21 protein-coding genes and 1 tRNA gene are annotated in these 25260 nt (G+C 67.5%); 2 read left to right on the plus strand and 20 right to left on the minus strand.

The genetic code is table 11. From position 1 onward, the window contains the following. Window positions 1-13: 13 nt before the first annotated feature. The 20 genes from AC3AP7_RS10485 to acs form a co-directional block, all read right to left on the minus strand. Window positions 14-946 carry a sugar phosphate isomerase/epimerase family protein gene (locus AC3AP7_RS10485; RefSeq protein WP_475763301.1) on the minus strand — a complete coding sequence of 311 codons (933 nt, stop codon included), beginning with the start codon at window positions 944-946 and terminating at the stop codon, window positions 14-16. Window positions 947-980: 34 nt separating this feature from the next. Further along, the gene (locus AC3AP7_RS10490; protein WP_475763299.1) at window positions 981-2492 is read right to left on the minus strand and encodes a glycerol-3-phosphate dehydrogenase; all 1512 of its coding nucleotides are present in this window, start codon (window positions 2490-2492) and stop codon (window positions 981-983) included. Beyond that, on the minus strand, window positions 2489-4117 hold the full coding sequence (locus tag AC3AP7_RS10495; protein WP_475763297.1) for an FGGY-family carbohydrate kinase: 1629 nt from the start codon (window positions 4115-4117) through the stop codon (window positions 2489-2491). The genes AC3AP7_RS10490 and AC3AP7_RS10495 overlap by 4 nt, the downstream gene beginning before the upstream one ends. Further along, window positions 4114-5091: a sugar-binding transcriptional regulator gene (locus AC3AP7_RS10500; protein WP_475763295.1), complete on the minus strand. Its 978-nt coding sequence runs from the start codon at window positions 5089-5091 to the stop codon at window positions 4114-4116. The genes AC3AP7_RS10495 and AC3AP7_RS10500 overlap by 4 nt, the downstream gene beginning before the upstream one ends. 679 nt (window positions 5092-5770) lie before the next feature. After that, a complete protein-coding gene (locus tag AC3AP7_RS10505) occupies window positions 5771-6925 on the minus strand; it encodes a porin (protein ID WP_475763293.1) in 1155 nt (384 codons plus the stop codon). A 94-nt stretch (window positions 6926-7019) separates the two neighbouring features. Next, window positions 7020-8006, minus strand: a complete 987-nt coding sequence (locus AC3AP7_RS10510) for a YncE family protein (protein ID WP_475763291.1) — start codon at window positions 8004-8006, stop codon at window positions 7020-7022. Window positions 8007-8351: 345 nt separating this feature from the next. Beyond that, complete coding sequence (locus tag AC3AP7_RS10515) at window positions 8352-8993, minus strand: glutathione S-transferase family protein (RefSeq protein ID WP_475763289.1); 642 nt, start codon at window positions 8991-8993, stop codon at window positions 8352-8354. A 13-nt stretch (window positions 8994-9006) separates the two neighbouring features. Next, window positions 9007-9543, minus strand: coding sequence for a chromate transporter (locus AC3AP7_RS10520; protein ID WP_475763287.1), 537 nt, complete (start codon window positions 9541-9543; stop codon window positions 9007-9009). Next, window positions 9536-10108: a chromate transporter gene (locus AC3AP7_RS10525; protein ID WP_475763285.1), complete on the minus strand. Its 573-nt coding sequence runs from the start codon at window positions 10106-10108 to the stop codon at window positions 9536-9538. Before AC3AP7_RS10525 ends, AC3AP7_RS10520 begins: the two co-directional genes overlap by 8 nt. A gap of 46 nt (window positions 10109-10154) precedes the next feature. Then, on the minus strand, window positions 10155-11696 hold the full coding sequence (locus tag AC3AP7_RS10530) for a tripartite tricarboxylate transporter permease (protein ID WP_475763283.1): 1542 nt from the start codon (window positions 11694-11696) through the stop codon (window positions 10155-10157). Window positions 11697-11708: 12 nt separating this feature from the next. Then, window positions 11709-12311, minus strand: coding sequence for a tripartite tricarboxylate transporter TctB family protein (locus AC3AP7_RS10535; protein WP_475763281.1), 603 nt, complete (start codon window positions 12309-12311; stop codon window positions 11709-11711). A 123-nt stretch (window positions 12312-12434) separates the two neighbouring features. Beyond that, window positions 12435-12815, minus strand: coding sequence for a VOC family protein (locus AC3AP7_RS10540; protein WP_475763279.1), 381 nt, complete (start codon window positions 12813-12815; stop codon window positions 12435-12437). Window positions 12816-12855: 40 nt separating this feature from the next. Beyond that, window positions 12856-13857 (minus strand): tripartite tricarboxylate transporter substrate binding protein, encoded by a 1002-nt coding sequence (locus AC3AP7_RS10545; protein WP_475763277.1) that lies wholly within the window; start codon window positions 13855-13857, stop codon window positions 12856-12858. Window positions 13858-13889: 32 nt separating this feature from the next. Further along, window positions 13890-14846: an ABC transporter substrate-binding protein gene (locus tag AC3AP7_RS10550; protein WP_475763275.1), complete on the minus strand. Its 957-nt coding sequence runs from the start codon at window positions 14844-14846 to the stop codon at window positions 13890-13892. 210 nt (window positions 14847-15056) lie between these two features. Beyond that, complete coding sequence (locus tag AC3AP7_RS10555; protein WP_475763273.1) at window positions 15057-16343, minus strand: GntR family transcriptional regulator; 1287 nt, start codon at window positions 16341-16343, stop codon at window positions 15057-15059. Between the two features lie 44 nt (window positions 16344-16387). After that, window positions 16388-16708, minus strand: a complete 321-nt coding sequence (locus tag AC3AP7_RS10560) for a tlde1 domain-containing protein (RefSeq protein WP_475763271.1) — start codon at window positions 16706-16708, stop codon at window positions 16388-16390. A gap of 119 nt (window positions 16709-16827) precedes the next feature. After that, a tRNA-Ser gene (locus tag AC3AP7_RS10565) sits at window positions 16828-16918 on the minus strand. A 67-nt stretch (window positions 16919-16985) separates the two neighbouring features. After that, window positions 16986-19004: a sodium:solute symporter family protein gene (locus AC3AP7_RS10570; protein WP_475763269.1), complete on the minus strand. Its 2019-nt coding sequence runs from the start codon at window positions 19002-19004 to the stop codon at window positions 16986-16988. Then, window positions 19001-19366, minus strand: a complete 366-nt coding sequence (locus tag AC3AP7_RS10575; RefSeq protein ID WP_475763267.1) for a DUF4212 domain-containing protein — start codon at window positions 19364-19366, stop codon at window positions 19001-19003. Before AC3AP7_RS10575 ends, AC3AP7_RS10570 begins: the two co-directional genes overlap by 4 nt. Window positions 19367-19646: 280 nt before the next feature. After that, on the minus strand, window positions 19647-21629 hold the full coding sequence (acs, locus tag AC3AP7_RS10580) for an acetate--CoA ligase (RefSeq protein WP_475763265.1): 1983 nt from the start codon (window positions 21627-21629) through the stop codon (window positions 19647-19649). A gap of 570 nt (window positions 21630-22199) precedes the next feature. On the opposite strand from acs, the gene AC3AP7_RS10585 reads away from it, so the two are divergent. Both AC3AP7_RS10585 and AC3AP7_RS10590 read left to right on the plus strand, forming a co-directional pair. Beyond that, complete coding sequence (locus AC3AP7_RS10585; protein ID WP_475763263.1) at window positions 22200-23099, plus strand: DMT family transporter; 900 nt, start codon at window positions 22200-22202, stop codon at window positions 23097-23099. Between the two features lie 440 nt (window positions 23100-23539). Then, a complete protein-coding gene (locus AC3AP7_RS10590) occupies window positions 23540-25063 on the plus strand; it encodes a fumarate hydratase (protein ID WP_475763261.1) in 1524 nt (507 codons plus the stop codon). Window positions 25064-25260 lie beyond the last annotated feature (197 nt).

Below are 25260 nucleotides of genomic sequence, written 5' to 3' on the forward strand. Positions count from 1 at the left end.
CGGTCGGGTCCGGTCAGAGGTTCAGGTCGGCGATGCCGGTGTCGAAGTGCGGCGCCCAGAACGCCACCGATTCGGCAATCTGCGCGACAACCTGGCGGTCGGTCGGCTCGCGCTCCTTGAACGACAGTTCGAGGCAGATCTCGTTGTCGCGGCCGCCGCCCGCGTGCAGCGCCTCGATCAGCGGCGCGGGCTGGATGCGGCCGCGCGCGTTGTACCCGGCGGTGAACGGGCGGTGGCCGCCCTTGTCCATCAGCGACTGCTTGATGTGGATGATCGGCGACACGCGCGGCACCGCGCGCGCCCACGCATACGGGTCGTAGTCGTCCGGGTTCGCGCTCGTCACGTCGCCGTGATCGATGTCGGCCATCATCCACATCGGCACCGCGGTGCCCGCGGCGCTCAGGCGCGCCTGCAGCGCCATGCAGGCCGCGATCGTCTCGCCGAACTCGCGGCCGATCGACATCGGCTCCCAGAACACGAACTTCAGGCCGGCCGCATGCGCGTGCTCGGCGACCTCGGCCCAGCAGTCGATCGCGGTGTCGATCAGCGCGTCGCGCCGGGCGGCGTCGTCGTAGTCGCGGTAGGTGAAGATCGCGAACTGCGTGCCGATCGACTCGCCGCCCAGGTCCGCGGTGATGTCCGCGAAGGTCTTGAACCAGTCGACGTAGTAACGCCGCACGTCCGCGTCCGGATGGCCGAAATGGTTCAGCCGTCCGTAAGGCCCGGTCATGCCCGACGTGATGCGCACCCCGGTGCGCGCAAGCGCCGCGCGCATCTGGCGCGTCAGGCGGCGCGTCACCGCGCCGGGCCACGACGGGTTGATGAACTCGTGCGTGAGCTGCACGTCGCGGATTTTCATCTGATGCGCGATCGCGTCGATCAGATCGTCGGGTTCCGCAAAGCGGTTCACGAGCGGGTTCGTGTTCAGCGAAAGAGTGAAGGCCATGGTCGTGTCGTAACGGATAAGGATCGATGTCGGCTCAGGCGGTCTTCCGCGCGGGACGCCCCTCGAACCACGCGCCGAACGCGGCCGTCTGGTCGGCGCTCATGTGCAGCCCGTGCTTCGTGCGGCGCGTCAGGATGTCCTCCGCGGTCTGCGCCCACTCGTCGGCCGTGAGGTAGCTCACCTCGGCCTCGTAGAAATCCGGCCCGAACTTGCGGCCGAGTCCCGCCAGCGACGTAGCCTGCCCGATCACCCGCGCCGTGCGCGCGCCGTAGGTGCGCGCGTAATAGCGCGCGAGCGCTTCCGGCAGCCACTCATGCTCGCGCTGCAGGCGGGCGATGAAGCGCGGCACGTCCGCCCCGTCGATCTCGCCGCCCGGCAGCGTCGCCTGCGCGGTCCAGTCGCGGCCCATCTGCGGGAACGTCGGCCGCAGATGCTGCAGCGCGTGCTCGGCGAGCTTGCGAAACGTCGTGATCTTGCCGCCGAACACGTTGAGCAGCGGCGCGCCGCCCTGGGTGTCGAGATCGAACACGTAGTCGCGCGTGACGGCCGACGGATTGCCCTTGCCGTCGTCGTAGAGCGGGCGCACGCCCGAGAACGTCTGCACCACGTCGTCGCGCTGCAGTTGCCGCGTGAAATAGCGGTTCACGGCGGCGAGCAGGTACTCGATCTCCGCTTCGTCGATCGCGACGCTTTCCGGCGCGCCATCCCACGGCACGTCCGTCGTGCCGACGAGCGCCATGTTGCCTTCGTACGGGTTGATGAAGATCACGCGCTTGTCGTGGTTCTGCACGAGGTACGCTTGCGGGCCGTCCCAGAACTTCGGCGTGATGATGTGACTGCCCTTGACCATGCGCACCTTGCGGGTCGACTGGCAGCCGGTGCGCCCGATCACGTCGGCCACCCACGGCCCGGCCGCATTGACGAGCGCGCGCGCCCGCACGACGCGGCTCGCGCCGTCGCGCGTATCGCGCAGCTCGACGCGCCACGCGCCGTTTTCGCGCTGCGCCGACACGCACGCGGTGCGCGTGAGCACCTGGGCGCCGCGCTGCGCCGCGTCGAGCGCGTTGAGCACGACAAGGCGGGCATCGTCGACCCAGCAGTCCGAATACTCGAAGCCGCGGCGGTACTGATCCTTGATCGGCTGGCCCTCGGGGCTGCGCCGCAGATCGAGCGTGCGCGTGCCGGGCAGCTTCTTGCGGCCGCCGAGATGGTCGTACAGGAACAGCCCGAGCCGCACGAGCCACGCGGGACGATCGTCCGGGCTGTGCGGCAGGACGAAGCGCATCGGCCAGATGATGTGCGGCGCGGCATTGAGCAGCACTTCGCGTTCGATCAGCGCCTCGCGCACCAGACGAAATTCGTAGTACTCAAGATAGCGCAACCCGCCGTGCACGAGCTTGCCCGAACGCGAGGACGTACCCTGCGCGAGATCGTCCTTTTCGCACAGGACGACCGACAGCCCCCGGCCCGCGGCATCGCGCGCAATGCCTGCCCCATTGACGCCGCCGCCAATGACGAGCAGGTCTACCATCGCGTTGTCGCTCATTGCACCGTCCTCCGTTCGACGTCCATACCCGATGAAAGCGCGTGCCGGCCAAAGCGCGCTTTCGCTTGCTGCGCGAGCGCGTCCCAGACCGGTTCCAGCGCGCGGCGCGCCTGCTGGTACGCGGGAAACAGCTGGTCGTAGGTGCGCACGAGTTCCGCATCGGGCGGCTCGGCCGCGCCCAGCAGCGGCGTAACCCACTCGGCGATGCACGCGTGCATGTCCGGGTACGCGCCGAGCGCGACCGCGGCCATCATCGCCGCGCCGGCCGCGCCGGCTTCCTCGCGCGCCGAGGTGCGCACCGGCGCGCCGACCGCTGCGCCGAGCACCGCGCGCAGCGCGCGCGAGCGCGTCGCGCCGCCCGTGAGCCGCAGGTCCTGCGGCATCGCGCCGCCCATCGCCGCGTAGCAGTCGCGCGTCGCCATTGCGAGCCCCTCGACCACGCCGCGCAGCAGGTCCGGGAAGCGGATCTCGCTGGTGAGCCCGATGAAACCGGCACGCGCATGGGCGTTGATGAACGGGCCGCGTTCGCCCCCGTCCGAAATGTACGGGTGGTAAAGCTGCACGCCGGGGCGGCCCTGCTGCAGCCACCCGTCGATCCGCTTCACGCGCTCGCTGGCCGAGAGCTTCGCGCCGAACTCGGCGAGCAGATCGCAGGCGAGGTTCAGGATCCAGTCGAGATTCAGCGTGGCCGCCATGTTCGATTGCACCTGCGCCGACATGCCCGGCAGCGGCAGCGCGATCACATAGCCGGTGCCCGCGTCGTTCAGGTGCACGTCGGCGTTGCCGAGCGCGCGCATGTGCATGCCGGTCGAGCCGATGATCGAGCAGGTCGCGCCGGCGGCGCCGTCGGTGTGAATGCCGGCGCCGAGCGCGGTCAGCACGATGTCGACGAAGCCGAGACACACCGGCGTGCCGGCCAGCAGGCCGGTGGCGCTCGCCGCCTCCGTAGACAGCGCGTGCAGCCGCTCGCTGCCGTCGACGATCTCCGGCAGCAGGTGCCGGTGCGCGCCCAGTTCGAGTGCGTCGATCACGCCGTCGTCGTACGCGCGGGTGCGGAAATTGCCATACGTGAAGCTCGCCTCCGACGGATCGGTTGCGCGCACACCGGTCAGTTTCAGGTACAGCCAGTCCTTGCAGTGCAGCGCGACTTCGGCGCGCGCGAGCACGTCGGGCATCGTCGCGGCCATGTGCGCGAGCTGCGCCCCCTGGCTGCAGGCCGCGAGCCCGGTGCCGGTGGCTTCGAAGCGCGCGCGGCTCGCCGGCTTGCGCTGCAGGCGCCGCACGGTATCGGCGGCGCGTCCGTCCAGCCACAGCCAGGCATCGGCGGCGGGCCGGTTGCCGGCGCCGACGAGCCAGGTGCCGTCGCCCTGCCCGGTGACCGCGACCGCACGGGTGCGGCGCGCGAGCCCGTCGACCCGCTCGCCGAGCATGCGCAGCGTCTGCGCACAATCGGACCACGTCTGTTCGAGCGACTGGAAGGCCGCGCCGTCGGCCTGCGTCGTGTAGCGGTTGGGCACCGAGGCCACCGCGATCTGCCGGCCGCTCAGGTCGAACGCCACGGCCTTGATGACCGAGGTCCCGGCATCGATGCCGATCAGCAGATCGTGTGCGTCGCGCGTCATCATGCCGGCTCCCCGGCGCGCGCCTCGCGGCAAAGCGCCAGCGCCGTTGCTTCGTCCGTGACCAGCCCGTTCAGCAGGCGGCTCTTGAGCACCGCGCGAATCGCCTTGATTTTCCCGGTTCCGCCCGCGATCGCGACGATGCGCCGTCCGGCCAGATCGGCCAGATCGGGCGCGACCGTGCGTGCCGCAAGCGATGTTTCGACGGGCTTGCCGTCGCAATCGAAAAAGTGGCCGAGCAGTTCGCCCTCGCCGCCCAGTTCGCTGACTTCGCGGATTTCGGCCGGCTCGATCATCTGCGACGCGACCAGCTGCGCATCCGGCAGCGCGCTGCCGATCCCGACGATCATCGGGTCCGCGTGCGCCGCCAGATCGAACACCTCGCGGATGCCGCGCTGCGACAGCAGCACCTCGCGATCCTCGGCGGTATTCGCGAAGAAAGGCAGCGGCAGCACATACGACATCGCGCCGGTTTTTTCGGCGAGGCGGTAGATCACGTCGTAGGGATTGGCCGCGTAATCGCGCGTCACGCCGCCGAGCAGCGACACGAAACGCACTTTGCCGGCCTCGACGTGCGGCATGTGCGCGACCACCGCCGCAAGCGTGCGGCCATGCCCGATTCCGATCACGCCGCCCTGGCGGGCCGCGATCTCGCGCTGCAGGAATTGCGCGCCGGCGATCCCGAGCGCGCGCAGCGGCAGGCCGTCTTCATGCAGCTCCGGCACCACCTCGCAATAGGCGAGGCCATAGCGCTCGGCGAGTTCGGCTTCCAGCACCACGCATTCCGCGATCTCGCCGTCGATCGTGACCTTCACCGCGCCGCTCTGGTTGGCGCGCATGATCAGCCGGTGCGCCTTGACGTTGCTGACGCCCAGACGCATCGCCACGTCGGCCTGAGTCTGGCCTGCGGCGTAATGCAGCCATGCGGCCCTGATCGCGAGGCTTTCCTCGGGATCGCGCCGGCCGGCGGATTTCGTCATGTCGTCTCCGTATGCCCATCCAACCCGCGAAGTGAATTTTTTTACGTCGCGTGTATTTTTTTTCAATATGGGCACTATAAGCATGTCAGCACGCCGCCGACATCCGACTTAACCCTTACCTGGTATCCCTGATACGCGAGGGCGAGCGGACGTGCGGCGCGCAGCGAAGCGGACGGCGGAAAACGCGGGAGAGGCGCTGGGCGCGGGGAGCAGCCCGGTGCATGGCCGATGCCTGAGCGTGCGCCGGAGCGCGGACGCGCGCAGCAGGGTGCGCTGAAATACAGAATTGCCTGTGGGGGATGGGGTGCGCGCGGTCCAGAGGGGGCCGCATGCCCGGAGCGCATCGACAGGGGAGACGATCCTGATTCGCGGCAGGCGGCCGGGGGATCGGCGATGCCGTCACGCGGCGCTTGCACGGATCGACCCGGCTTACGCCCCCGATGCGTCCGACATTGACGCAGCAACCGGCGTTCTGCTGTCCACCGGGGTTATCGGCTTGCCGCGCGTGTCGTCGCGTGTCGTCGCGGCCGTGCGCATCCGCGCATGGCGACGTGCCGTCCGCCGGTGCGGCGCGCCCGGCCGGTATGCGGGAGGGCCGGGCGCGAGCGCCCGGCAGGCGGGCCCCGCGCGTCGCCGGCAACCGCGGCGCGGCCGCGATGCCGGCCGCGCTCCGCGGCCCCTAGAACTTCGTGGTGGTGCCGACCATGAAGACCAGCTGGTTCGGCGTGCCCGAGCTGGATTCGAGGTCGCCGACCGTGCCGCCCGCGGGAACGAGGCTGTTGCCGTCCTGGCTGAACGTCGTCCCCGTTGCGTGCGAGTAGGCGGCAATCGCATAGATCGTCGTGCGGACCGACAGGCTGTACTCGGTGCCCGCGGACAGGTTGTTATAGGTCGCCGACGACCCGCCGTTCGTTCGGGTGTACGTGTAGCCGAGATCGACGAGCAACGCCGGCGTAAAGCGGTAACCGAGCGATGCGGCCGCCGTGTTGAAGTTCTCGGTCCGGTCGAATGCCGTATACGTGTCGTAGGGTTTCCACTGCGCGTTGCTGTAGCGGAGATTCGTGAAGAACTTGCCGAAGTCATATTCGGCCGCCACGTGCGTGATCATCCGCGAGCCGACGAACGGCGTGTTGCCGTACAGCGGCGTCACCTCGCTGTTCTGCGTCTGATCCGCGGTGCCCACGCCGCCCGCGCCGTCGTTCTTCGCAAACACGTAGCCGGCGGCGATGCTGAAGCCGCCGTGCGTATAGGAAACCGCCGCCGACGACGATCCCTGCGACGAAACATCGCCCGCAACCCCGCCGAGCCCGTACATCAGTTCGAACTGCACGCCGCGGTAGTTGGGGCTCGTATATTTGATCGCGTTCTGCAGGCGGAACGTGTTGTCGTTGTTATCGGCGTCGCCCGGCGTCGTGAACGCCGGGCCATAGCGGTCCGCGGTCAACGGCTGCACCAGATCGACCGTCGTATCCAGTTGCCGGCCGAGCGTGACGGTGCCGAAGTTCCTGTTACGCAGACCGACATACGCGTTCTTGCCGAATTCGCGGCCGCCCTGGCTCAGCTTCCCGGTATTGAGATTGAAGCCGTTTTCGAGGTTGAAGATCGCCGCGGAGCCGCCGCCGAGGTCTTCGGTCCCCTTGAGACCCCACTGGTTCGCGGTCAGATCCGCGCCCTGCAGTTCGAGTAACGAAGCTTTCCCGACGTTGTTGTAATAGGCGATCGCTTCGTCGAGTTCGCCGTACAGCGTCACGCTGCTCTGCGCGCGGGCCGACGAAGCGGCCCCCAGGGCGACGAACGTGGCCAGGACGGCGCGAGTCCGTGCGGAAGATTTCATTTTGTCTCCTTCATGATTAGTAAAACTAAATGTCTGGCGCATTGGCCTGCCTGTTTCGATACGGCCCTTCTGCCTGATGCGCTCACCGACGTGTTCAGACCGGTGCGTAGACGCGCACCACATTGCTCTTGCCCAGGTAGACGAAAACCTGATGGTTCTTCGTGTCCACCGCCAGCGTATGCGTATCCTTCTCGGCCGGCAGATGGTCGATCACCTGATTGGTGTCCAGATCGATGACTTCGAGGCTGCCGGACTTGTCGCCGAGGAACGCACGGCGAGCGCCGACGTCGATCGCCGTCTGATCGATCTTGCCGCCGTCGAACGGAATGCTCGCGAGCAGCTTGCCGCTCGTATCGACGATCAGCATTTTCTTGTCCCGGCTGCCGATGATCAGATGCTTCGCCTCGCTGTCGTACACCATCGGCTTCGCATCCTTGTGCAGATGAAAGTTCCACACGTCGGCAACCGTGTGCGTGTCCGGATCGATCACGTCCACCACGTTGTCGACCGGCTGATAGATGCGGTCGGTCGCATCGACATACAGGTTCACGTCCGGACCATGCTTCGCTTTGGCGGGCTTCAGCGCAATGTCGGCGATGCGCCCGAACGGCGGCGTGCCGGAAAAGACGGTCTCGGTGTTGCTGTCGTCATTGCCGACGAAAACCGCATCGCGACGCGAATCGAATGCGACGCCGTCCGGTGCTTTTCCGCCGGAATCGACGCTGGCCACCGGCTTGAAGTCCTGCTTGTCGATCACCACCAGCCGGTTCGCCGCCTGGTCCGCAATGAACGCGTACTGGCCGCTGAGCGCGATCCCGTTGGCGTCCTTGATCCCGTCGATGACCGCCTTCACCGCATGCGTCTTCGCGTCGATCACGACGACGTCGTGGTCCGGCGACTGCGCGAGCCAGATCAGGTTCGTCGCGGGATCGAACACGACCCAGTCGCCGTGCCCACCCTTGCCGGGCAGATCGATCGTCTTGACCAGCTTGTAGTGCGACTGCGCCTGGGCCGGCATCGCACACAGCGCCGCGCTGCATGCGACGAACGCCCAGGTGAAGGTTCTCCAAAAACGCTGCATGACGTCTCCTCCGTTGGTTTCGTGATAGTGGGATGCGTGAATCCGAGCGTGCTTCGCGAACCGGATGACCGGCTGCGATCTGCCAACCTTAAAATGTCGACATTTTTCATTCTACGTTACGACATTAAACTGTCAACCCAGTATTTGTGCCCAGTTTCAGGTCACCAGGACCGCATCGGCGGTCCCCAAAAACAGGAAACAGAACGGCGTGCCCGCGCGCCTCGCGGCAATCGGGCGAAGGCGTCGCGCACGCGTGGCGCGTTCAGTGCGCGCCGCCGTGCGGGATGCGAGGTGCGCGTCGTCCAGTCGTCGCGGCGCAATGCGCCGGCGTGCCGCCGGACGCTGTCAGGCGCGAGTGGCTTCGATCATTCCCGCGCGGCTGCGCAGCTGCGCAAGCCAGCGGGCTACCTCCGGTATCGCGAGATCAAACACGGGTCGCTCGGGGAAACGTTCGGCGAGCCCATACCAGCGGTGCGCGGACAACCCGAGCACGATATCGGCCAGCGTGAAGCGCCCCGCCGCGACGAACGGCTGGCCGTCGAGCCGTGCATCGAGCAGCCGCAGAAGCCGCGCGGTCCCGGTCAACGACGCATCGATCGTCTGCGGATCGCGCTGCGCCGGCGGCGTGCGCGTAAGCCCCAGGAACGCGATGCGCAGCGTGGCCCACAGCGTGCCGAGTTGCCAGTCCATCCAGCGCTCGACCTCCGCGCGCTCGCCGGGCTGCGTCGGCAGCAGCGCGCCGTCATGCTGTCGCGCGGCCAGATAGCGCAGGATCGTGTTGGATTCCCAGATCACCTGGTCGCCGTCGACGAGCGTCGGCACGAGCCCGTTCGGGTTCAGCGCACGATACAACGGCGTATCCACGACGCCGAATTCGAGACCCGCATCGATGCGCTGATAATCGCGCGCCTCGGCAAGGCCCAGTTCGGCGAAGCACCAGATCACCTTTTGCACGTTGATCGAACTGCGTCTGCCATAGAGTTGCATGCCCGTCCTCCGGTCAGGCCAGTTTGCCGGCCAGCACATTCAGCATCCCGGCACAAAAAAGAATGGCCAGCGGATTCAGCTTCGGCCGCAGCACGAACACTGCGAGCGAACACGCGGCGAGTCCCCAGATGAGCCATGTCGACGACGCCGCGCGCAGCACCACGAACGAGCTCGACAGGATCAGGCCCGTTGCGATCGGCACGAGGCCGCGCTCGGCGACGCGCCGCCACGGATGATGCGCGTGCCGCCGCCACACAAGCGTCGCGACGAGCGCCAGCACCGACGACGGCACGAACAGCGCCAGCGATGCGACGACGGCGCCGGGCCATCCGCCCGCCTTCCAGCCGATCAGCGTGGTCAGCAACGCGCCTGGGCCGGGCGCCGCGCGCGAGATCGCGTACAGATCGACGAACTGGGCTTGCGTCACCCAGCCGTGGATCGCGACCGCCTGCTGGTTGATGTCCGCCACGACGCTCTGCCCGCCGCCGATCGACAGCAGCGAGAGCGGCACGAACACCGCGATCAGTTGCAGGTAAAGATCGTCACGCATCGCGCGAAGCCCTCGCAGACAGCACGAGCCCCGCCGCACCGGCGACCAGCGCGACCGGCACGAGCGGCCAGCGCAGCACGCCGACGGCCACGAACACCGCGGCAACCAGCGCGAGCGGCCAGCGCGGCACGCCCCGCCCCACCCGCATGTTGCGCACCGCGACCGATGCGCTCAGCCCGAGCGCGCCGGCCGCGACGCCTTCCAGAAAGCGATGTGCCCACGGCAACTGGATCGTCGTATGCAACGCGCTGGCGAACAGCACGATGACGACCATCGGCGGCGCGAGCAGCGCCAGCACCGCGACGATGCTGCCCGCGACGCCGCACATCCGGTAGCCCACGTAGATCGACAGGTTGACGACGTTCGAGCCGGGCAGGATCTGCCCGAGCGTGAGCGCGCCGAGAAACTCCTCGGCGCCGAGCCAGCCGCGCTGCGTGACCACTTCGCGATAGATCCACGCGGACAGGCCGCCCCCGAAGCTCGTCATGCCGATGCGGCAAAACAGCACGAAAATCTGCCGCAGCGATACGTCGCCGCGCGGCCGTCCTTGCGCTACCGTCTGCATCGGCGCACCTCCTGGTTCGGGCCGGGCCGCCGGGCGGCTGCGGCGTTCAATGACGCTCCTCGACAAGCTGATGCTCGGCGCTTTGCCGCGCGATGCGCCGCATGAGCCTCGCGGGGCGCCGGCGCGCCCACACCGAGGCGATCACGCTGATCGCCGCGCATCCGAGCAGGCTCGCGGCAATCGGGCTGCGCAGGAAGACCGTCGGGTCGCCATCCGAAATCGTCAGCGCCTGGCGAAACGACTGCTCCAGCGTATGGCCGAGGATCAGCCCGAACAGCAACGGCGCCTTCGGGATGTCGAAGCGACGAAACGCATAACCGAGCACGCCGAAGCCGAGCGCCATGTACAGGTCGAACGTGTCGTTGTTGAACGAATAGACGCCCGCCGATGCGATCACGAGAATCAGGCACAGCAGGATCCTCGGCGGGACGTACAGAATGCGCGACAGGATGCCGACCAGCGGCAGATTCAACACCAGCAGCATGATGTTGCCGATGTACATGCTCGCAATCAGCCCCCAGACGAGGTTCGGCTGGGTGTGAAAGAGCATGGGGCCCGGCTGCATCCCGTACATGATGAACGCGCCCATGATCACCGCCGTCGCGCCCGAGCCCGGCACGCCGAGCGCAAGCAGATGCACGAACGCGCCGCAGGTGTCCGCGTTGGTCGCGGCTTCCGGTGCGGCGACACCTTCGATCGCGCCGTGACCGAACTCTTCCGGATGCTTCGACAGCTTCTTTTCCAGCACGTACGACATCATCGACGCGAGCGTGCCGCCGAGGCCCGGCGCGGCGCCGCACAAAAAGCCGAGCACGGACCCGCGAAAGATCGCGGGGCGCGCGCGGCGCCAGTCGTCGCGCGTGAATCCGAGCTTGCCCTTCACGCGCACCGTATGCAGCGTGCCGCCCAGCGTGCCCTCCACCATGCGGCCCACTTCGGCGATCGCAAAGAGCCCGACCACGACGACGAGAAAATCGACCCGGTCCTGCAACTCGGTGAGGCCCATCGTGAAGCGCGGCACGCCGCTTTGCAGGTCGATGCCGACGGTCGCGAGGCCGAGCCCCATGAACACCGCCATCATGCCCTTCGCGAGCGAATCGCCGGTCAGTGCGCTGACGGTCGACAGCGCGAAGCAGATCAGGCCGAAATACTCGGCGGGTCCGAAATGCAGCGCCACGGCCGCGAGCGGCGCGGCTGCGAACGACAGCGCGGTGACGCCGATCATGCCCGCGATGAACGAGCTGACCGCGGCAATCGACAGCGCCGCCGCCGCGCGCCCCTGTCTCGCAAGCGGGTAGCCGTCGAGCACGGTCATCACCGCGGCGGCGTCGCCGGGCGTATTCAGCAGGATGGCCGTCACCGCGCCGCCGTACATGCAGCCGTAGTAAATGCCGGTCAGCATCATCAGCGCCGACGTGGGATCCATGCCGAAGGTCACGGGGATCAGCAGCGCGATGCCGGCCGACGGCCCGATGCCGGGCAAATGACTGATCATCGTGCCGATGAACACACCGATCAGCGTGTACAGCAGATGCATCGGCGTTGCTGCGACAGCAAGCCCGTGCAAAATGCCATGAATACTGTCCATGATGCAAGCGCCTCAGAATGGGAGGGGCCCCGTCGGCATCGGAACGCCGAGAAGATGGGAAAAGGCCAGATAAAACGTGACGGTCACGCCCAGTGAGATCGCAAGATTCGTCTTCAGACGATTTCGATTGAAATAACTCAGCAGTCCGAACAGGAACACACTCGTCGCAATCAGATAGCCGGCCCGCTCGAAGCAGAAGTCGTACAGGGCGGTCCACGCGATCATCCCGAGCAGCACGCGCGGCTTGTACACTTCGTCGGGCGTTCCGGTGTGACCTGCGCTGCCGGCATGACCCGCGCTGTCGACACTGCCGGCGCCCGGCTGCGCGGCGACCTGAGCGACCTGAGCGACCTGAGCGACCTGAGCGACCTGAGCGACCTGAGCGACAGGCGGCGTGGCGGCGCACTGCGCCTGCAGGCGCTTCTTGCCGCGTGTTTCGAGCAGCAAAATGAGTGCCGACGCAATCAGGCCCACGCCGACCAGCGCCGGAAAGGCCTTCGGCCCCAGCGGATCGCTCAGCCGGACATCCGGCAGGTGGGCGTCCATGTAGAGGTACACGGCGGCCAGCACGAGCACGCACACCGCCAGCCAGCTATCGGACTTGATGCTTTTCATGTCTCCTCCAGAATTCGGTCGCGGCCGTGCGCCCCGCCGCCGGTTCGCGACGTCTGCCCACGCCGCGCACCGGCGCGCGGCGCGGCGCGTGCGCACCCCAAGGCGCACACGCGCTCGCTCGCGTTACTTCTCGTTATAGCGGCCCGGCTTCACGACTTCGGCAATCGTGCCGTCCGGCGCGCGGAACTTGAGCGCGCCCTCGCCCTTCGCGGACAGGATCTCGCCGCCGTACTGCCGGATCCTCTCGGCGGCCAGTTCCTGGTCGTCGACCGTGACGCCCCAGTGGTGCAGGCGCGGGCCGGGACCGGCCAGCTGCGCTTCGTGCGCGTCCTCGCTGTCGTACTTCATCAGCGTAAAGTCGATGTGGCCGTCCGTCATATGCCGCGAGATATGCTGGCGGTTGCGTCCGGTCTTGACCTCCGTAAAGCCGAACACTTCGGTGTAGAAACGGGTGGCCGCTTCGAGGTCGTCGACCTTGACAGCGAGGTGAACGATGCGTGACATAGGTTTCTCCATATCGGTACTGCGGGTTGAAAGGAAGGGGTTATCTGGCGAGCCCGAGTTCGCCCAGTAGCGGCGTCAACTGACTGCGCTGCTGCGCAAGAAAGGTGCGCGTGTCGGCACTGTCCTTGTAGTCGGCCGTCCACAGGTTGCGCTCCACCGCCGTTGCCCATTGCGACGATGCGGTCGCCTTCTGCAACACGTTGTCCCACCACGCGATCTCGGCAGGGGTCATGTTTTTGGGTCCGACGAGCACGCGCCACGTCGTGAAGTCGACGTTCACACCCTGCTCTTTCCAGGTGGGAACGGCGGCGAGCGCGCCGCCGTCGCGCTTCGCGCCGGCGACCGCGATCAGATGCACCCGGCCGGCTGCGCTCGGCCCGATCACGACGCCCGCTGGCGTCGCCGACGCGGTGACGTGTCCGCCCATCAGCGCGGTCAGCGCCTCGCCGCCGGAGTCGAAGAACACGACCTTGACCTTCGCGGGGCTCTGGCCGGCGGCCTTCACGACCATTGCGGTCGCATCGTGGCTCTGGCCGCCTGGCGAACTCGATACGCCGATCGTCACCGCCGACGGATTCTTCCGGATCATGTGGACGAGATCGGCGCCCGACTTGATCGGCGAATTGCCGGGCACCGAGAACACCACCTGCTCGGTCACGAGCACCGCCAGCGGCGTGACGTCGTCCATGCCCATCTTCGAGAGGCCGGTGATGCGGTTCGTGATCAGGGGCAACGCCTGCACCGTCACGAAGTCGCCGTCTGCCGGGTGCGAATTGATGTATGCGATGCTGACCGTTCCGCCGCCGCCCGGCCGGTTCACGACCGTCACCGGCTTGCTCGACAGCTTTTGCTGGTCGATCACGCTCTGCAGCGTGCGGGCCACGAGATCGAGCCCGCCGCCCGGCGCGCTCGGCACCACGATCTCGATCGGCCGGCGCGGTTCCCAGCCCGACGCGGCATGCGCAAGCGTCACGCACGCCGATATCATCGCGGCGCACACTGCTCGCGCCGCGCACGCATGTCGAAGCCTCCTGTTCATCATGTCGTCTCCTGATTGTGTGTGCCGATGGCACTTTAGAAATTGAATCCGTCGAAGGTGCTCTGGGCGAACAGCTGCTCCATCGGCACCGTTTGCCGGATCAGACCGTCGCGCTGCGCATAGCATTGCAGCGCCTCGAGTTCCGCACGGCTGCTGTTCACGCCGTAGCGCCAGTAATCCTTGCCCATCAGCGCCCTGACCCGGTCATATTCGTCAGTGATCCACGGATGCATGACCCGCAGCGTATCGGTGATCGCGAGCTCGTCGAGCGCGATGTCCCGCGCCTTCCTGAACGCCGCGTAGAGGTTCACCGGCAGCCACGGATGCTGCTCGACGAGCGTGCGCCGGATGCCGAGCGTGTGCATCGGCGGAAAGAATCCGGTCTTGCGAAACCAGGCCTCCTCGACCGCGCGAAAGTCCGTGAACAGCCGCTGCACCTGCGGATTGCGACCGAAGCACGACGGCGGCTTCGGCGCGATCAACGCATCGATCTCGCCGGCGTCGAGCAGACCCGCGAGCGTCTCGTGCGCCGCGACCGGCTCCGCCGTGATGTCGGATGCGAGCGCGTAAGGCATGCGCGCCTGACGGCCCGCCTGTTCGAGTCCGCCGACGATCCAGCGCACGTCGCGGCTCGCGATGCCGTACTCGTCGGCCAGAATGCCGCGCACCCAGATACCGGCGGTCTGCTGGAAATCCGGCACGCCGATGCGGCGGCCGCGCAACGCCTGCGCCGAGTCGATACCGCGATCGGTGCGCACATAGATCGCCGAGTGGCGAAACGACCGCGACAGGAAAACCGGCACGCCGACATAGCGGCTCTCGCCGCGCGCCGCGGTCAGCACGTGCGTGCCGAGCGAAAGCTCGGAGACGTCGAACTCGCCGTGCCGGAACGCGCGCTGAAACAGCTCCTCGGCAGGCCCGTGCACAAAGTTGATCTTGCAACCTTCAACGAGGACTTTTCCGTCGATCAGCGCCCGGGTCCGATCGGTCATCTGACAAGCCAGCGAGAGTTCGAGCATGAAATGAACACTTAGGCAGTGGGGTTAACCGGAGCACGGTGCTTCACGAAAGAAAGACCGCGCCACGGACCTGTTGATTTGCACTACGTAATAATGACTCCGCACCCGCGAGCCGCCGGGGTGCTCATGAACCGGCGACGCGCACGCCGCCGGTTCTCCGTTATGACTGCTGTGACGTGACGATTACTCCATGATGCCCATCAACTTCTGCCCGGCGCTCTGGGCGCTGGCGCGCGTCATGTCGTCGAGCGCGACCAGCATGCGCTCCTTGCCCCTGGATACGTGGCTGAAGCTGGTTTCGTAGCTCTGATTGACGCTGCGCGCCTTCAGTGCGTTGACGATTTCGCGGTGCTCCTGATTCGATTCGAGAAGCGCCCCGCGCTGCACGAGCCCGTGCACGCGAAACAGGTGGAATTCCTTGACGAACCCGCGATACAGCTTCGTCAGGCGGGTATTACCCGTGGACTGCACGATGTAGTCGTGAAACTCGAGATTCAGCGGATCGAAACGCGCGAAATCGCCCTTTTCCGCGGCGTCCTGCATATCCTCGACATAGGCGTCGAGTTGCGCCTCCATCTGTCTGGTCAGCATGGGGGCGAGCAGCGAGGCGGCCAGCGCAGTGAGACCGGCGCGCAGATCGTAGACCTCGATCGCGTCGTCGCGCGTGACCTGCTGGATGAACACGCCGCGCTGCGGGATCAGATAGACGAGCCCGAGTTCCGCGAGCGCCCGGCAGGCTTCGCGGACCGGGCCCCGGCTGACCGAGAGCTTGTCCGCAACGGCCTTCTCGTTCAGCCGCTGCCCGGGCTTCAGCTCGCCGCTGAGAATCATGCGTTCGATCTCGTGCTGGACGACGCCCGTCAACGTGTGCGCCCGGAAGTCGGCGAGGGAAACCGGAGTGTGGGGAGTGCGATTGCTTTCCATAATGATCGGAAGTCTAGGGTTCACCGTGCAAAATGTCAACACTTTACTTTTGATGTGTCGATACCGCCCCATCATCGTCGTACCGAGCCATCCGGTCAATCCTGAATCCGGGGCTTTCGGGGGCTCGCGGGCTGCGTGAGTTAAGCGTCGACGTAGCCGCGCGCCAGCCGCCCGCGTCGATCGTCGGTGAGGCTTGGGCGCAGCGCGCTGATGCGTCGCGTGAGAGCGCTCGCGGGCGACGCCAGGTCGCACGAGCCGTCCGCGCATCTGGGGCCACCCACCGGACGGGTGCCAGGATCGTTCAGTCCTGGCGGGTACGGTGCCACGCGATGATGCTGCGGGCACGATGATCGCGGTGGAGATCAGATAGGCCACGACAAACAGCAGCAGGTCTAACGCGCCTTCGAGGTCATAGCCATCGGGGTTATAGTCCGGTTGCTCGATCTTGCGTAACGTCCACATTGCGCCGTGCTGCAACCATAGCGGCACATCCCACGATATGTGCAGGAATGTCCACGCGAGCAGGTGACCGAGAATGAACCACACGATTAGCGATGTGCTCCACCACAGGAGCAGCGCTGAGCGTCGCATCATCGAACCTCGACCCGGCCATACGCCTTCAGATCGCTGCCCGGTACCGACATCGCAGGTTTATCCAGCCGGATGAACCGTTGCAAGCGTTCGAAGTCGGCGGGGTTTTTCACGGTTATGCATCCTTCGCCAAGATGCATGTCTCCCTCGGGATGAAGCCGGAACGAGCCTCGCCGGATACCGTGAATCATGGTCACATCGCCGCCGTGCGCATTCCAGAGCATGAACCACTGGCGATGATCGGTACTCGTGGTGGGCGCAGCGGCGGCCATGCGCGCCATGACGGAATGGCCCGGACGCCCGAAGCGAAGCTGGGTCAAAGACGGTGCGGCGAACTAGCAGCGAGAGCGGGCAAGAAAATTGACACCCCAAAATCGCCCGTAGAAGGGGCCTTCAGGGGTATTGGCGGGAAGTATTGAGACTTCGCAAGAATGTGTTCTGGCGGAGAGAGGGGGATTCGAACCCCCGATAGGCTATTAACCTATACACGCTTTCCAGGCGTGCGACTTAAACCGCTCATCCATCTCTCCGGCGGGAGTCGAAGTATAGCAGAGTCCGCGACCGCCGCCAGCCCCGTCCTGTTGCGCCGCGCCGCGCTCACGGATGGCGGATGTAGTCGACCAGCGCCTGCGTGTACGCATCCGGCTTGCGGTCGACGAGGCTCACCGCGATCGCCACCGCGAAGCCCGCCGGCACGCCGAACACGCCCGAGCTGATCGGGTCGATGCCGAACCAGCGCGCGCCCGCGAAGCCCGTCATCTGCGTGAAGAACGGATACGTCGAGACGATGTAGTAGACGCACACCGCCAGCCCCGCCACCATCCCCGCCACCGCGCCCGCGCGCGTCGTGCGCTTCCAGAACACGCCGAGCACCAGCACCGGGAACAGGCTCGACGCAGCCAGCGAAAACGCCGCGCCCACCAGAAACAGGATCTTGCCCGCGTTCAGCGACGCCACATACGACGCCAGCAGCGCCACCCCGAGCAGCAGGATCTTCGAAATGGTCACGCGCCGCTGGCTCGACGCGCCCTTGTCGATCATGTGGTAGTAGACGTCGTGCGACAGCGCATTGGCAATCGTCAGCAGCAGCCCGTCCGCCGTCGACAGCGCCGCGGCCAGCGCCCCGGCCGCCACCAGCCCCGAGATCACGTACGGCAGCCCGGCAATCTCCGGCGCCGCCAGCACCACCATGTCCGGCTGCATCTGGATCTCGCTCCACTGCACGATCCCGTCGTGGTTCGCATCGACCACCCGGATCAGGTTCGGCTCCAGCCTCAGCCACTGCGTGAGCCACGCCGGCAGATCGGCAAACGAGTGCCCCACCAGATGCGTCAGGATCTCGTACTTGATCAGCACCGCCAGCACCGGCACCGTCAGGTAAAACAGCGCGACGAAGAACAGCGTCCAGCCCACCGAGCGCCGCGCCGACGCCACCGACGTCGTCGTGTTGTAGCGCGTGAGGATGTGCGGCAGGCTTGCCGTGCCCAGCGACAGGCACAGCAGCAGCGACAGGAAATTGCGCTCGTGCGTCTGTCTGTCCTCGGCGGCCCCTTCCGGGAACGGCACCGACATCGGCACCGGCGGCGACGCGCGCGTGAGCAGCGCATCGCGCTCCTGCGACCACACGATGCGCGCGGCCTCCGCGTCGCGCGGAAACATCTCGAGTGCATGCTCGCTGGTATTGATGTCGCGCAGCGGACCATTGTGGCGGCGCAGCGCGTCCACCTGCTGGATCAGGCGCTGCTTCTCCTCGACGAACGAGCCCGGCAGCGCATCGATGCGCGCCTGCCACTGCTGCGCCTGGCGCCGGTAGTTCTCGCGCACGCTGCGATCGAGCGGCGCATCGCGCAGCCCGCGTTCGAGCCGGTCGACGCGCGCCATCAGCCGCCCATAGTTGAATTGCGGCACCCAGCCGAGGCCGTCCTGATGCGCGATCAGCGACACCGGAATCAGCATCGCCGAAATCAGGATGATGTACTGCGCGACCTGCGTCCACGTGACCGCGCGCATCCCGCCCAGAAACGAACACACGATGATGCCCGCCAGCCCGCAGAAAATCCCCACCGTGAAATCCACGCCGATGAAGCGCGTCGCGATCAGCCCCACCCCCTGGATCTGCGCGACGAGGTACACGAACGAGCACAGGATCGCCGCCAGCGCGGCAAGCCCGCGCACCGCGTTGCTCGAAAAGCGCGTGCCGAGAAAATCCGGGATCGTGTAGCGCGCGAGCTTGCGCACGTAAGGCGCGAGCAGGAACGCGGTGAGGCAGTAGCCGCCGGTCCAGCCCATCAGGTAGGCGAGCCCGTCGTAGCCGGTCATGTACAGCGACCCCGCGAGGCCGATAAACGACGCCGCCGACAGCCAGTCCGCCGCGGTCGCCATGCCGTTGAACGCGGACGGCACGCGCCGCCCGGCCACGTAGTACTCGACGAGGTCCGACGTGCGCGACAGGAGCCCGATCACCGCGTAGACCGCGATCGGCACGAACATGAACACGTAGCCGATCCATACGCCGGGGCCGGTCGCGCGCTCGATGCGCCACATCACGGCGATGAAGATCAGAAACCCGGCCGTATAGAGCGCGTACGAGCGGATCAGCCGGTGGGTCAGCGTCATCGGCCGGGTTTCCGCGCGGGGTCGGCGCTGCGCGCGTCCGCTTCGAGCGCGCGCTGCAGCGTGCGGTCCGCGCCGCGCATCAGCACGATGTACACCACGATCAGCGCAACGTAGATCAGGATCGCCCCTTGTGCGCCGATGTAAAACGGCAGGCTGAAGCCGCCGAAGCGCAAGGGCGCGAGCACCTTCGCCATCAGCGGCACGACAAACGACACGACGAAACCGATCGCCATCAGCACTGCGATCGTCGCCAGATTGAAGCGCCAGTAGCGCCGGTGGGCACGCGCCATCGCCGCCGACACCGGTGGCGGTTCGGGGGGCGGATTCAGCAGGGTGCGGGAAGCGGGACGTGGCGCGGCCATGCGCCTGTGTATCAAAAAGGGATCGAGCAGGCAATCGGGATTGTCCGCGCGCCGCCGCGCTGCCCACCGGCCCGCGTGCCCGCGCCGCGCGGGATCATGAAAAACGGCGGCCTGCCGCAAGGCAGGCCGCCGTTGTCGCGCGGTCATCGCACGGTCATCGCGTGCCGTAATCACGCGCCGTTTTACGGTTCATGCGGGCGGTACGTCGCCCGGGGATGCCCGCCGGCCGCGCCGGCCCCGCCTGCCTGCATCGATGCGCAAAAGGCAGGCGCTCTGCCCGTCAGCGCGCCTGCCCGAGTTGTTCGAGAATCGCCGGATTCTCCAGCGTCGACACGTCCTGGGTGATCGCCTCGCCGCGCGCGAGCGAGCGCAGCAGCCGCCGCATGATCTTCCCCGAGCGCGTCTTCGGCAGGTTCTCGCCGAACCGGATGTCCTTCGGCTTCGCGATCGGCCCGATCTCCTTGCCCACCCACGCCCGCAGCTCGCTCGCGATGCGCGCCGCCTCCTCCCCTTCCGGCCGCGCCCGCTTGAGCACCACGAACGCGCACACCGCCTCGCCCGTCGTCTCGTCCGGGCGTCCCACCACCGCCGCCTCCGCCACCAGCTCGTTGGCCACCAGCGCCGACTCGATCTCCATCGTCCCCAGCCGGTGGCCCGACACGTTCAGCACGTCGTCGATGCGGCCCATGATCGTGAAGTACCCCGTCTCCCGGTCGCGCACCGCACCGTCCCCCGCCAGGTACAGCCGCCCCCCCAGCTCCGCCGGGAAGTAGCTCTTCACGTAACGCTGCGGATCCCCCCACACCGTGCGCAGCATCGACGGCCACGGCCGCCGGATCACCAGTATCCCCCCCTGGCCGTCCGGCACCTCCTGACCCGTCTCGTCCACCACCGCCGCCATGATCCCCGGCAGCGGCAGCGTGCACGAGCCCGGCACCAGCGGCGTCGCCCCCGGCAGCGGCGTGATCATGTGCCCCCCCGTCTCCGTCTGCCACCACGTGTCCACCACCGGGCAGCGCCCGCCTCCCACGTGACGGTGGTACCACACCCACGCCTCCGGGTTGATCGGCTCGCCCACCGTGCCGATCACCCGCAGCGAGCTCAGGTCGTAGCGCTGCGGATGCACCTTCGCATCCGCCTCCGCCATCTTGATCAGCGAGCGGATCGCCGTCGGCGCCGTGTAGAACAGCGTCACCCCGTGACGCTCGATCATCTGCCAGAACCGCCCCGCGTCCGGGTACGTCGGCACCCCCTCGAACACCACCTGCGTCGCCCCCAGCGTCAGCGGCCCGTACGCAATGTAGCTGTGACCCGTGATCCACCCGATGTCCGCCGTGCACCAGAACACGTCCTCAGGCTTCCAGTCGAACGTCCACTTCAGCGTCTGCGCCGTCCACAGCAGATACCCCCCCGTGCTGTGCTGCACCCCCTTCGGCTTGCCCGTCGAGCCCGACGTGTACAGGATGAACAGCGGATGCTCCGCCTCCACCCACTCCGGCGCGCACTGCCCCGACTCCTGCTCCGCCAGCTCGTGCATCCAGTGATCGCGCCCCACCTGCCAGCCCACCGTCCCCCCCGTGCGCCGGTACACGATCACGTCCTTCACCGCCTCGCACCCGCCCAGCGCCAGCGCCTCGTCCGCGATCGCCTTCAGCGGCAGCGCGCGGCCGCCGCGCATCTGCTCGTCGGCCGTCACCAGCGCCACCGCCCCCACGTCCACGATCCGCTCGTTCAGCGACTTCGACGAGAACCCCCCGAACACCACCGAGTGCGTCGCCCCGATGCGCGCGCACGCCTGCATCGCCACGATCCCCTCCACCGACATCGGCATGTAGATCACCACCCGGTCGCCCTTCTTCACCCCGCGCCGCTTCAGCGCGTTCGCAAACCGGCTCACCCGCTCCAGCAACTGCGCATACGTGACGTTCGTCACCGTCCCGTCGTCCGCCTCGAACACCAGCGCCACCCGCTCGCCATGCCCCGCCTCCACGTGACGGTCCAGGCTGTTGTACGACGCGTTCAGCCGCCCGTCCCCGAACCACCGGTAAAACGGCGCATCCGTCTCGTCCAGCACCTGCGTGAACGGCGCATGCCAGCTCAGCGCCTCGCGCGCCAGACGCCCCCAGAATCCTTCGTAGTCACGCTCCGCTTCCGATACCAGCGCGCGGTATGCGTCCATGCCGGACACCGTTGCACCCGCCACGGCTTCGGCGGAAGGAGGAAAGACCCGGCTTTCCTGAAGAACCGATTCAATCGCAGACATCGACTACCCCTAGGTGAAGATGAAACGTGAAACCGCGTGCGGCCGGCCGGCCGCACGCACTGTGATCGATGATCGTGCCGCGCCTGTGCCGCGCGACACCCGTCTCCTGCCCTCGCCGGCGCTTCGCGCGCGGCGCCCATCCGCAGCGGCATGCGGCGCCGCACCATGCGCGCCACGTGCCACCGCCGGTTCAGTTGCACAGTAAACGTTGCAACTTACCGGCCACTTACGCAAGTGCGGGCACACCGGAGCACGTGCGCGCGCCGGCGCGCAGCGCATGTCCACGCGCGCGCATGCGGCCCGCGATAGCCGCCCGCGCGGCAGTGCCCGCCGACTGGCGCACGCGCCTTCCTGCGCGCCCTCTGCCGGCCGCGCGCCGCTTCGCGGGTCAGCCCGGCGCTTTGCGTGTTTCGCTGTGCGCGCTCCTTCACGTGCTCCTTCACGTGCTCCTTCACGCGCTTCTTTGCGCGCTTCTTCACGCGCTTCTTCACGCGCTTCTTTGCGCGCTTCTTTGCGCGCTTGTATGCGTCCTTTTACAATGCTAGCTGAACTCTCCGTCCGGATTCCAGCTTGAATCGCTACTGCCTGCTGCTCATCGCTGCCATGCTGCTGGTCGGCAGCAACGTCGGGATGGGCAAGTCGATCGTCGCCTTCGTTCCCGTTGTGCTTTTCGCGCTGCTGCGCTTCGTGATCGCGATGGCGGTGCTGTGGCCGCTGCTGCGGCCAGCGAAGCTGCGCCGCGTCAGGCGCGGCGAATGGCTCAACCTGTTCCTGCAGGCGCTGTTCGGCACGTTCGGCTTCACGCTGCTGATGCTCAACGGCGTGCAGCGCACGAGCGCGGTCGCCGCGGGCGTCATCACCAGTACGATTCCGGCGGTCATCGCCCTCTTCTCGTGGCTGTTGCTGCGCGAGCGGCCGAACGGCCGCACGCTCGTGTCGATTGCGCTCGCGATCGCCGGGATCGCGGTCATCAATCTCGCCCACGCGCAGCAGGGGCCGGCCGGCGAGGGCTCCGTCGCCGGCAACCTGATGGTGCTCGGCGCGGTGTGCTGCGAGTCGCTCTACGTGATCCTGTCGCGCCGCCTCACGCAAACGCTCGCACCGCTCGACATCTGCGCGTACACGCACCTGTTCGGCTTTCTGCTGATGCTGCCGCTCGGCGCCGGCGCGCTGCTGCACTTCGATTACGCGAGCGTGCCGCCGGGCATCTGGGCACTCGTGCTGTGGTACGGGCTGTCAGCCAGCATCTTCTCGTTCTGGCTCTGGATGAAAGGCATCCGCCATGTGCCGGGCAGCGTGGCGGGCGTGTTCAGCGCGGTGCTGCCGGTCGCGGCGGCGCTCTACGGCATCGCGTTCCTCGGCGAGCGGCCGACGCTCGCACACGGCATCGCGCTCGCATGCGTGATCGCGGGCATCGTGCTCGCGAGCCTGAAAACCCGGCTCGGCGACGCGCCGCCGATCGTGCCCTGACGCGGGCCGTGAAGCACGCCCTGAAGCGGGCCCCGAAGCAGGCCCCGAAGCGGGCCGTGAAACGTGCCCTGAAGCGGGCCCCGACCCACGCGCCGCCGCACCGGCGGCCAACCCGCTGCCCGCCGGCGCGAAACGCGCGCGGGTGTCGCTGTACAATAATGCGCCTGCCGCGCACTGTCCCGGCGACCGGCACGGCCGGCGCCGCGGCGCGGCCCGAATTCATCGCTTCGAACGCTGTCCATGTCCGCTTCGCGCTCCGACCCCGCCGGTCATCCGCCGCACCCGCTGCCCGCCGCCCGCGGCGCATGCGCGCGCGCCGGCCGGCGCATCCGCCGCCGGCACCCGGACGCACCGCCCCGCCGTTTTTTCTCCCCTGAAGCCGCCACGCCGTGCGCGCCTCGCGCGCGGCGCCCCGAGCGTCATTCCCCACTGAGCTAGCCATGACCGTCATCAAACAGGAAGACCTGATCCAGAGCATCGCGGATTCGCTGCAGTACATCAGCTACTACCATCCGCTCGACTACATCCAGGCCCTCGGCCGTGCGTATGAGCTCGAACAGAGCCCGGCCGCGAAGGACGCGATCGCCCAGATCCTGACCAACAGCCGCATGTGCGCGGAAGGCAAGCGGCCGATCTGCCAGGACACCGGCATCGTCACGATCTTCGTGAAGGTCGGCATGGACGTGCGCTGGGACGGCGCGACGATGAGCGTCACCGACATGATCAACGAAGGCGTGCGCCGCGGCTACACGCATCCGGACAACGTGCTGCGCGCGTCGATCGTGAGCCCGCCCGAAGGCGCGCGCAAGAACACGAAGGACAACACGCCGGCCGTGATCCACTACGAGATCGTGCCGGGCGACACGGTCGACGTGCAGGTCGCGGCCAAGGGCGGCGGCTCGGAGAACAAGTCGAAGTTCGTGATGCTGAACCCGTCCGACTCGATCGTCGACTGGGTGCTCAAGACCGTGCCGACGATGGGCGCGGGCTGGTGCCCGCCGGGCATGCTCGGCATCGGCATCGGCGGCACCGCCGAGAAGGCGATGCTGATGGCGAAGGAATCGCTGATGGACCCGATCGACATCCAGGACATCGTCGCGCGCGGCCCGCGCGACTGGATCGAGGAGCTGCGCGTCGAGCTGCACGAGAAGGTCAACGCGCTCGGGATCGGCGCACAGGGGCTCGGCGGCCTGTCGACCGTGCTCGACGTGAAGATCATGGCCGCGCCGACCCACGCGGCGAGCAAGCCGGTCGCGCTGATCCCGAACTGCGCGGCGACCCGTCACGCGCATTTCGTGCTGGACGGCTCCGGCCCCGCCGCGCTCGAAGCGCCGCCGCTCGACGCCTGGCCGAAGGTTCAGTGGGAACCGAACACCGAGACCAGCCGGCGCGTCGACCTGAACACGCTGACGCCGGCCGAGGTCGCGTCGTGGAAGCCGGGCCAGACGCTGCTGCTGTCGGGCAGGATGCTGACCGGCCGCGACGCGGCGCACAAGCGCATCGCCGACATGCTCGCGAAGGGCGAGAAGCTGCCGGTCGACTTCACGAACCGCGTGATCTACTACGTCGGCCCGGTCGATCCGGTGCGCGACGAGGCAGTCGGGCCCGCGGGCCCGACCACGTCCACGCGGATGGACAAGTTCACCGAGACGATGCTCGCGCAGACCGGCCTCATCTCGATGATCGGCAAGGCCGAGCGCGGCCCGGTCGCGATCGAGTCGATCCGCCGGCACAAGGCGGCCTACCTGATGGCCGTCGGCGGCGCGGCCTACCTCGTGTCGAAAGCGATCCGCAGCGCGAAGGTGCTCGCGTTCGAGGACCTCGGCATGGAAGCGATCTACGAGTTCGACGTGCAGGACATGCCGGTGACGGTCGCCGTCGATGCGAACGGCACGTCGGTTCACCAGACCGGCCCGAAGGAGTGGCAGGCAAAGATCGGCAAGATCCCGGTCGCGACGGCCTGAGGTTGCCCGCGCTGCCCGCGCCGCATCGCGCCAGACGAGGCAAGCCGGGGCCCGCGGCCCCGGCTTTTCGTTGGCCGCGCGTTTTGCCACGTTTGACCGCGTTTGGCCGCGTTTGCCCTGTTTCCCCGGTTTGCCGCAGGTTCGGCGCACGCGCGCCATTCCCGCGGCAAACGCCCCGCTCCTTGGCATTTTCGGAG

The sequence above is a fragment of the Paraburkholderia sp. PAMB 6770 genome, from assembly GCF_057748135.1.

Coding starts and splice junctions, on each gene's coding strand:
- AC3AP7_RS10485 (WP_475763301.1), bottom strand. CDS start 946: ATGGCCTTCACTCTTTCGCTGAACACGAACCCGCTCGTGAACCGCTTT.
- AC3AP7_RS10490 (WP_475763299.1), bottom strand. CDS start 2,492: ATGAGCGACAACGCGATGGTAGACCTGCTCGTCATTGGCGGCGGCGTC.
- AC3AP7_RS10495 (WP_475763297.1), bottom strand. CDS start 4,117: ATGATGACGCGCGACGCACACGATCTGCTGATCGGCATCGATGCCGGG.
- AC3AP7_RS10500 (WP_475763295.1), bottom strand. CDS start 5,091: ATGACGAAATCCGCCGGCCGGCGCGATCCCGAGGAAAGCCTCGCGATC.
- AC3AP7_RS10505 (WP_475763293.1), bottom strand. CDS start 6,925: ATGAAATCTTCCGCACGGACTCGCGCCGTCCTGGCCACGTTCGTCGCC.
- AC3AP7_RS10510 (WP_475763291.1), bottom strand. CDS start 8,006: ATGCAGCGTTTTTGGAGAACCTTCACCTGGGCGTTCGTCGCATGCAGC.
- AC3AP7_RS10515 (WP_475763289.1), bottom strand. CDS start 8,993: ATGCAACTCTATGGCAGACGCAGTTCGATCAACGTGCAAAAGGTGATC.
- AC3AP7_RS10520 (WP_475763287.1), bottom strand. CDS start 9,543: ATGCGTGACGATCTTTACCTGCAACTGATCGCGGTGTTCGTGCCGCTC.
- AC3AP7_RS10525 (WP_475763285.1), bottom strand. CDS start 10,108: ATGCAGACGGTAGCGCAAGGACGGCCGCGCGGCGACGTATCGCTGCGG.
- AC3AP7_RS10530 (WP_475763283.1), bottom strand. CDS start 11,696: ATGGACAGTATTCATGGCATTTTGCACGGGCTTGCTGTCGCAGCAACG.
- AC3AP7_RS10535 (WP_475763281.1), bottom strand. CDS start 12,311: ATGAAAAGCATCAAGTCCGATAGCTGGCTGGCGGTGTGCGTGCTCGTG.
- AC3AP7_RS10540 (WP_475763279.1), bottom strand. CDS start 12,815: ATGTCACGCATCGTTCACCTCGCTGTCAAGGTCGACGACCTCGAAGCG.
- AC3AP7_RS10545 (WP_475763277.1), bottom strand. CDS start 13,857: ATGATGAACAGGAGGCTTCGACATGCGTGCGCGGCGCGAGCAGTGTGC.
- AC3AP7_RS10550 (WP_475763275.1), bottom strand. CDS start 14,846: ATGACCGATCGGACCCGGGCGCTGATCGACGGAAAAGTCCTCGTTGAA.
- AC3AP7_RS10570 (WP_475763269.1), bottom strand. CDS start 19,004: ATGACGCTGACCCACCGGCTGATCCGCTCGTACGCGCTCTATACGGCC.
- AC3AP7_RS10575 (WP_475763267.1), bottom strand. CDS start 19,366: ATGGCCGCGCCACGTCCCGCTTCCCGCACCCTGCTGAATCCGCCCCCC.
- acs (WP_475763265.1), bottom strand. CDS start 21,629: ATGTCTGCGATTGAATCGGTTCTTCAGGAAAGCCGGGTCTTTCCTCCT.
- AC3AP7_RS10590 (WP_475763261.1), top strand. CDS start 23,540: ATGACCGTCATCAAACAGGAAGACCTGATCCAGAGCATCGCGGATTCG.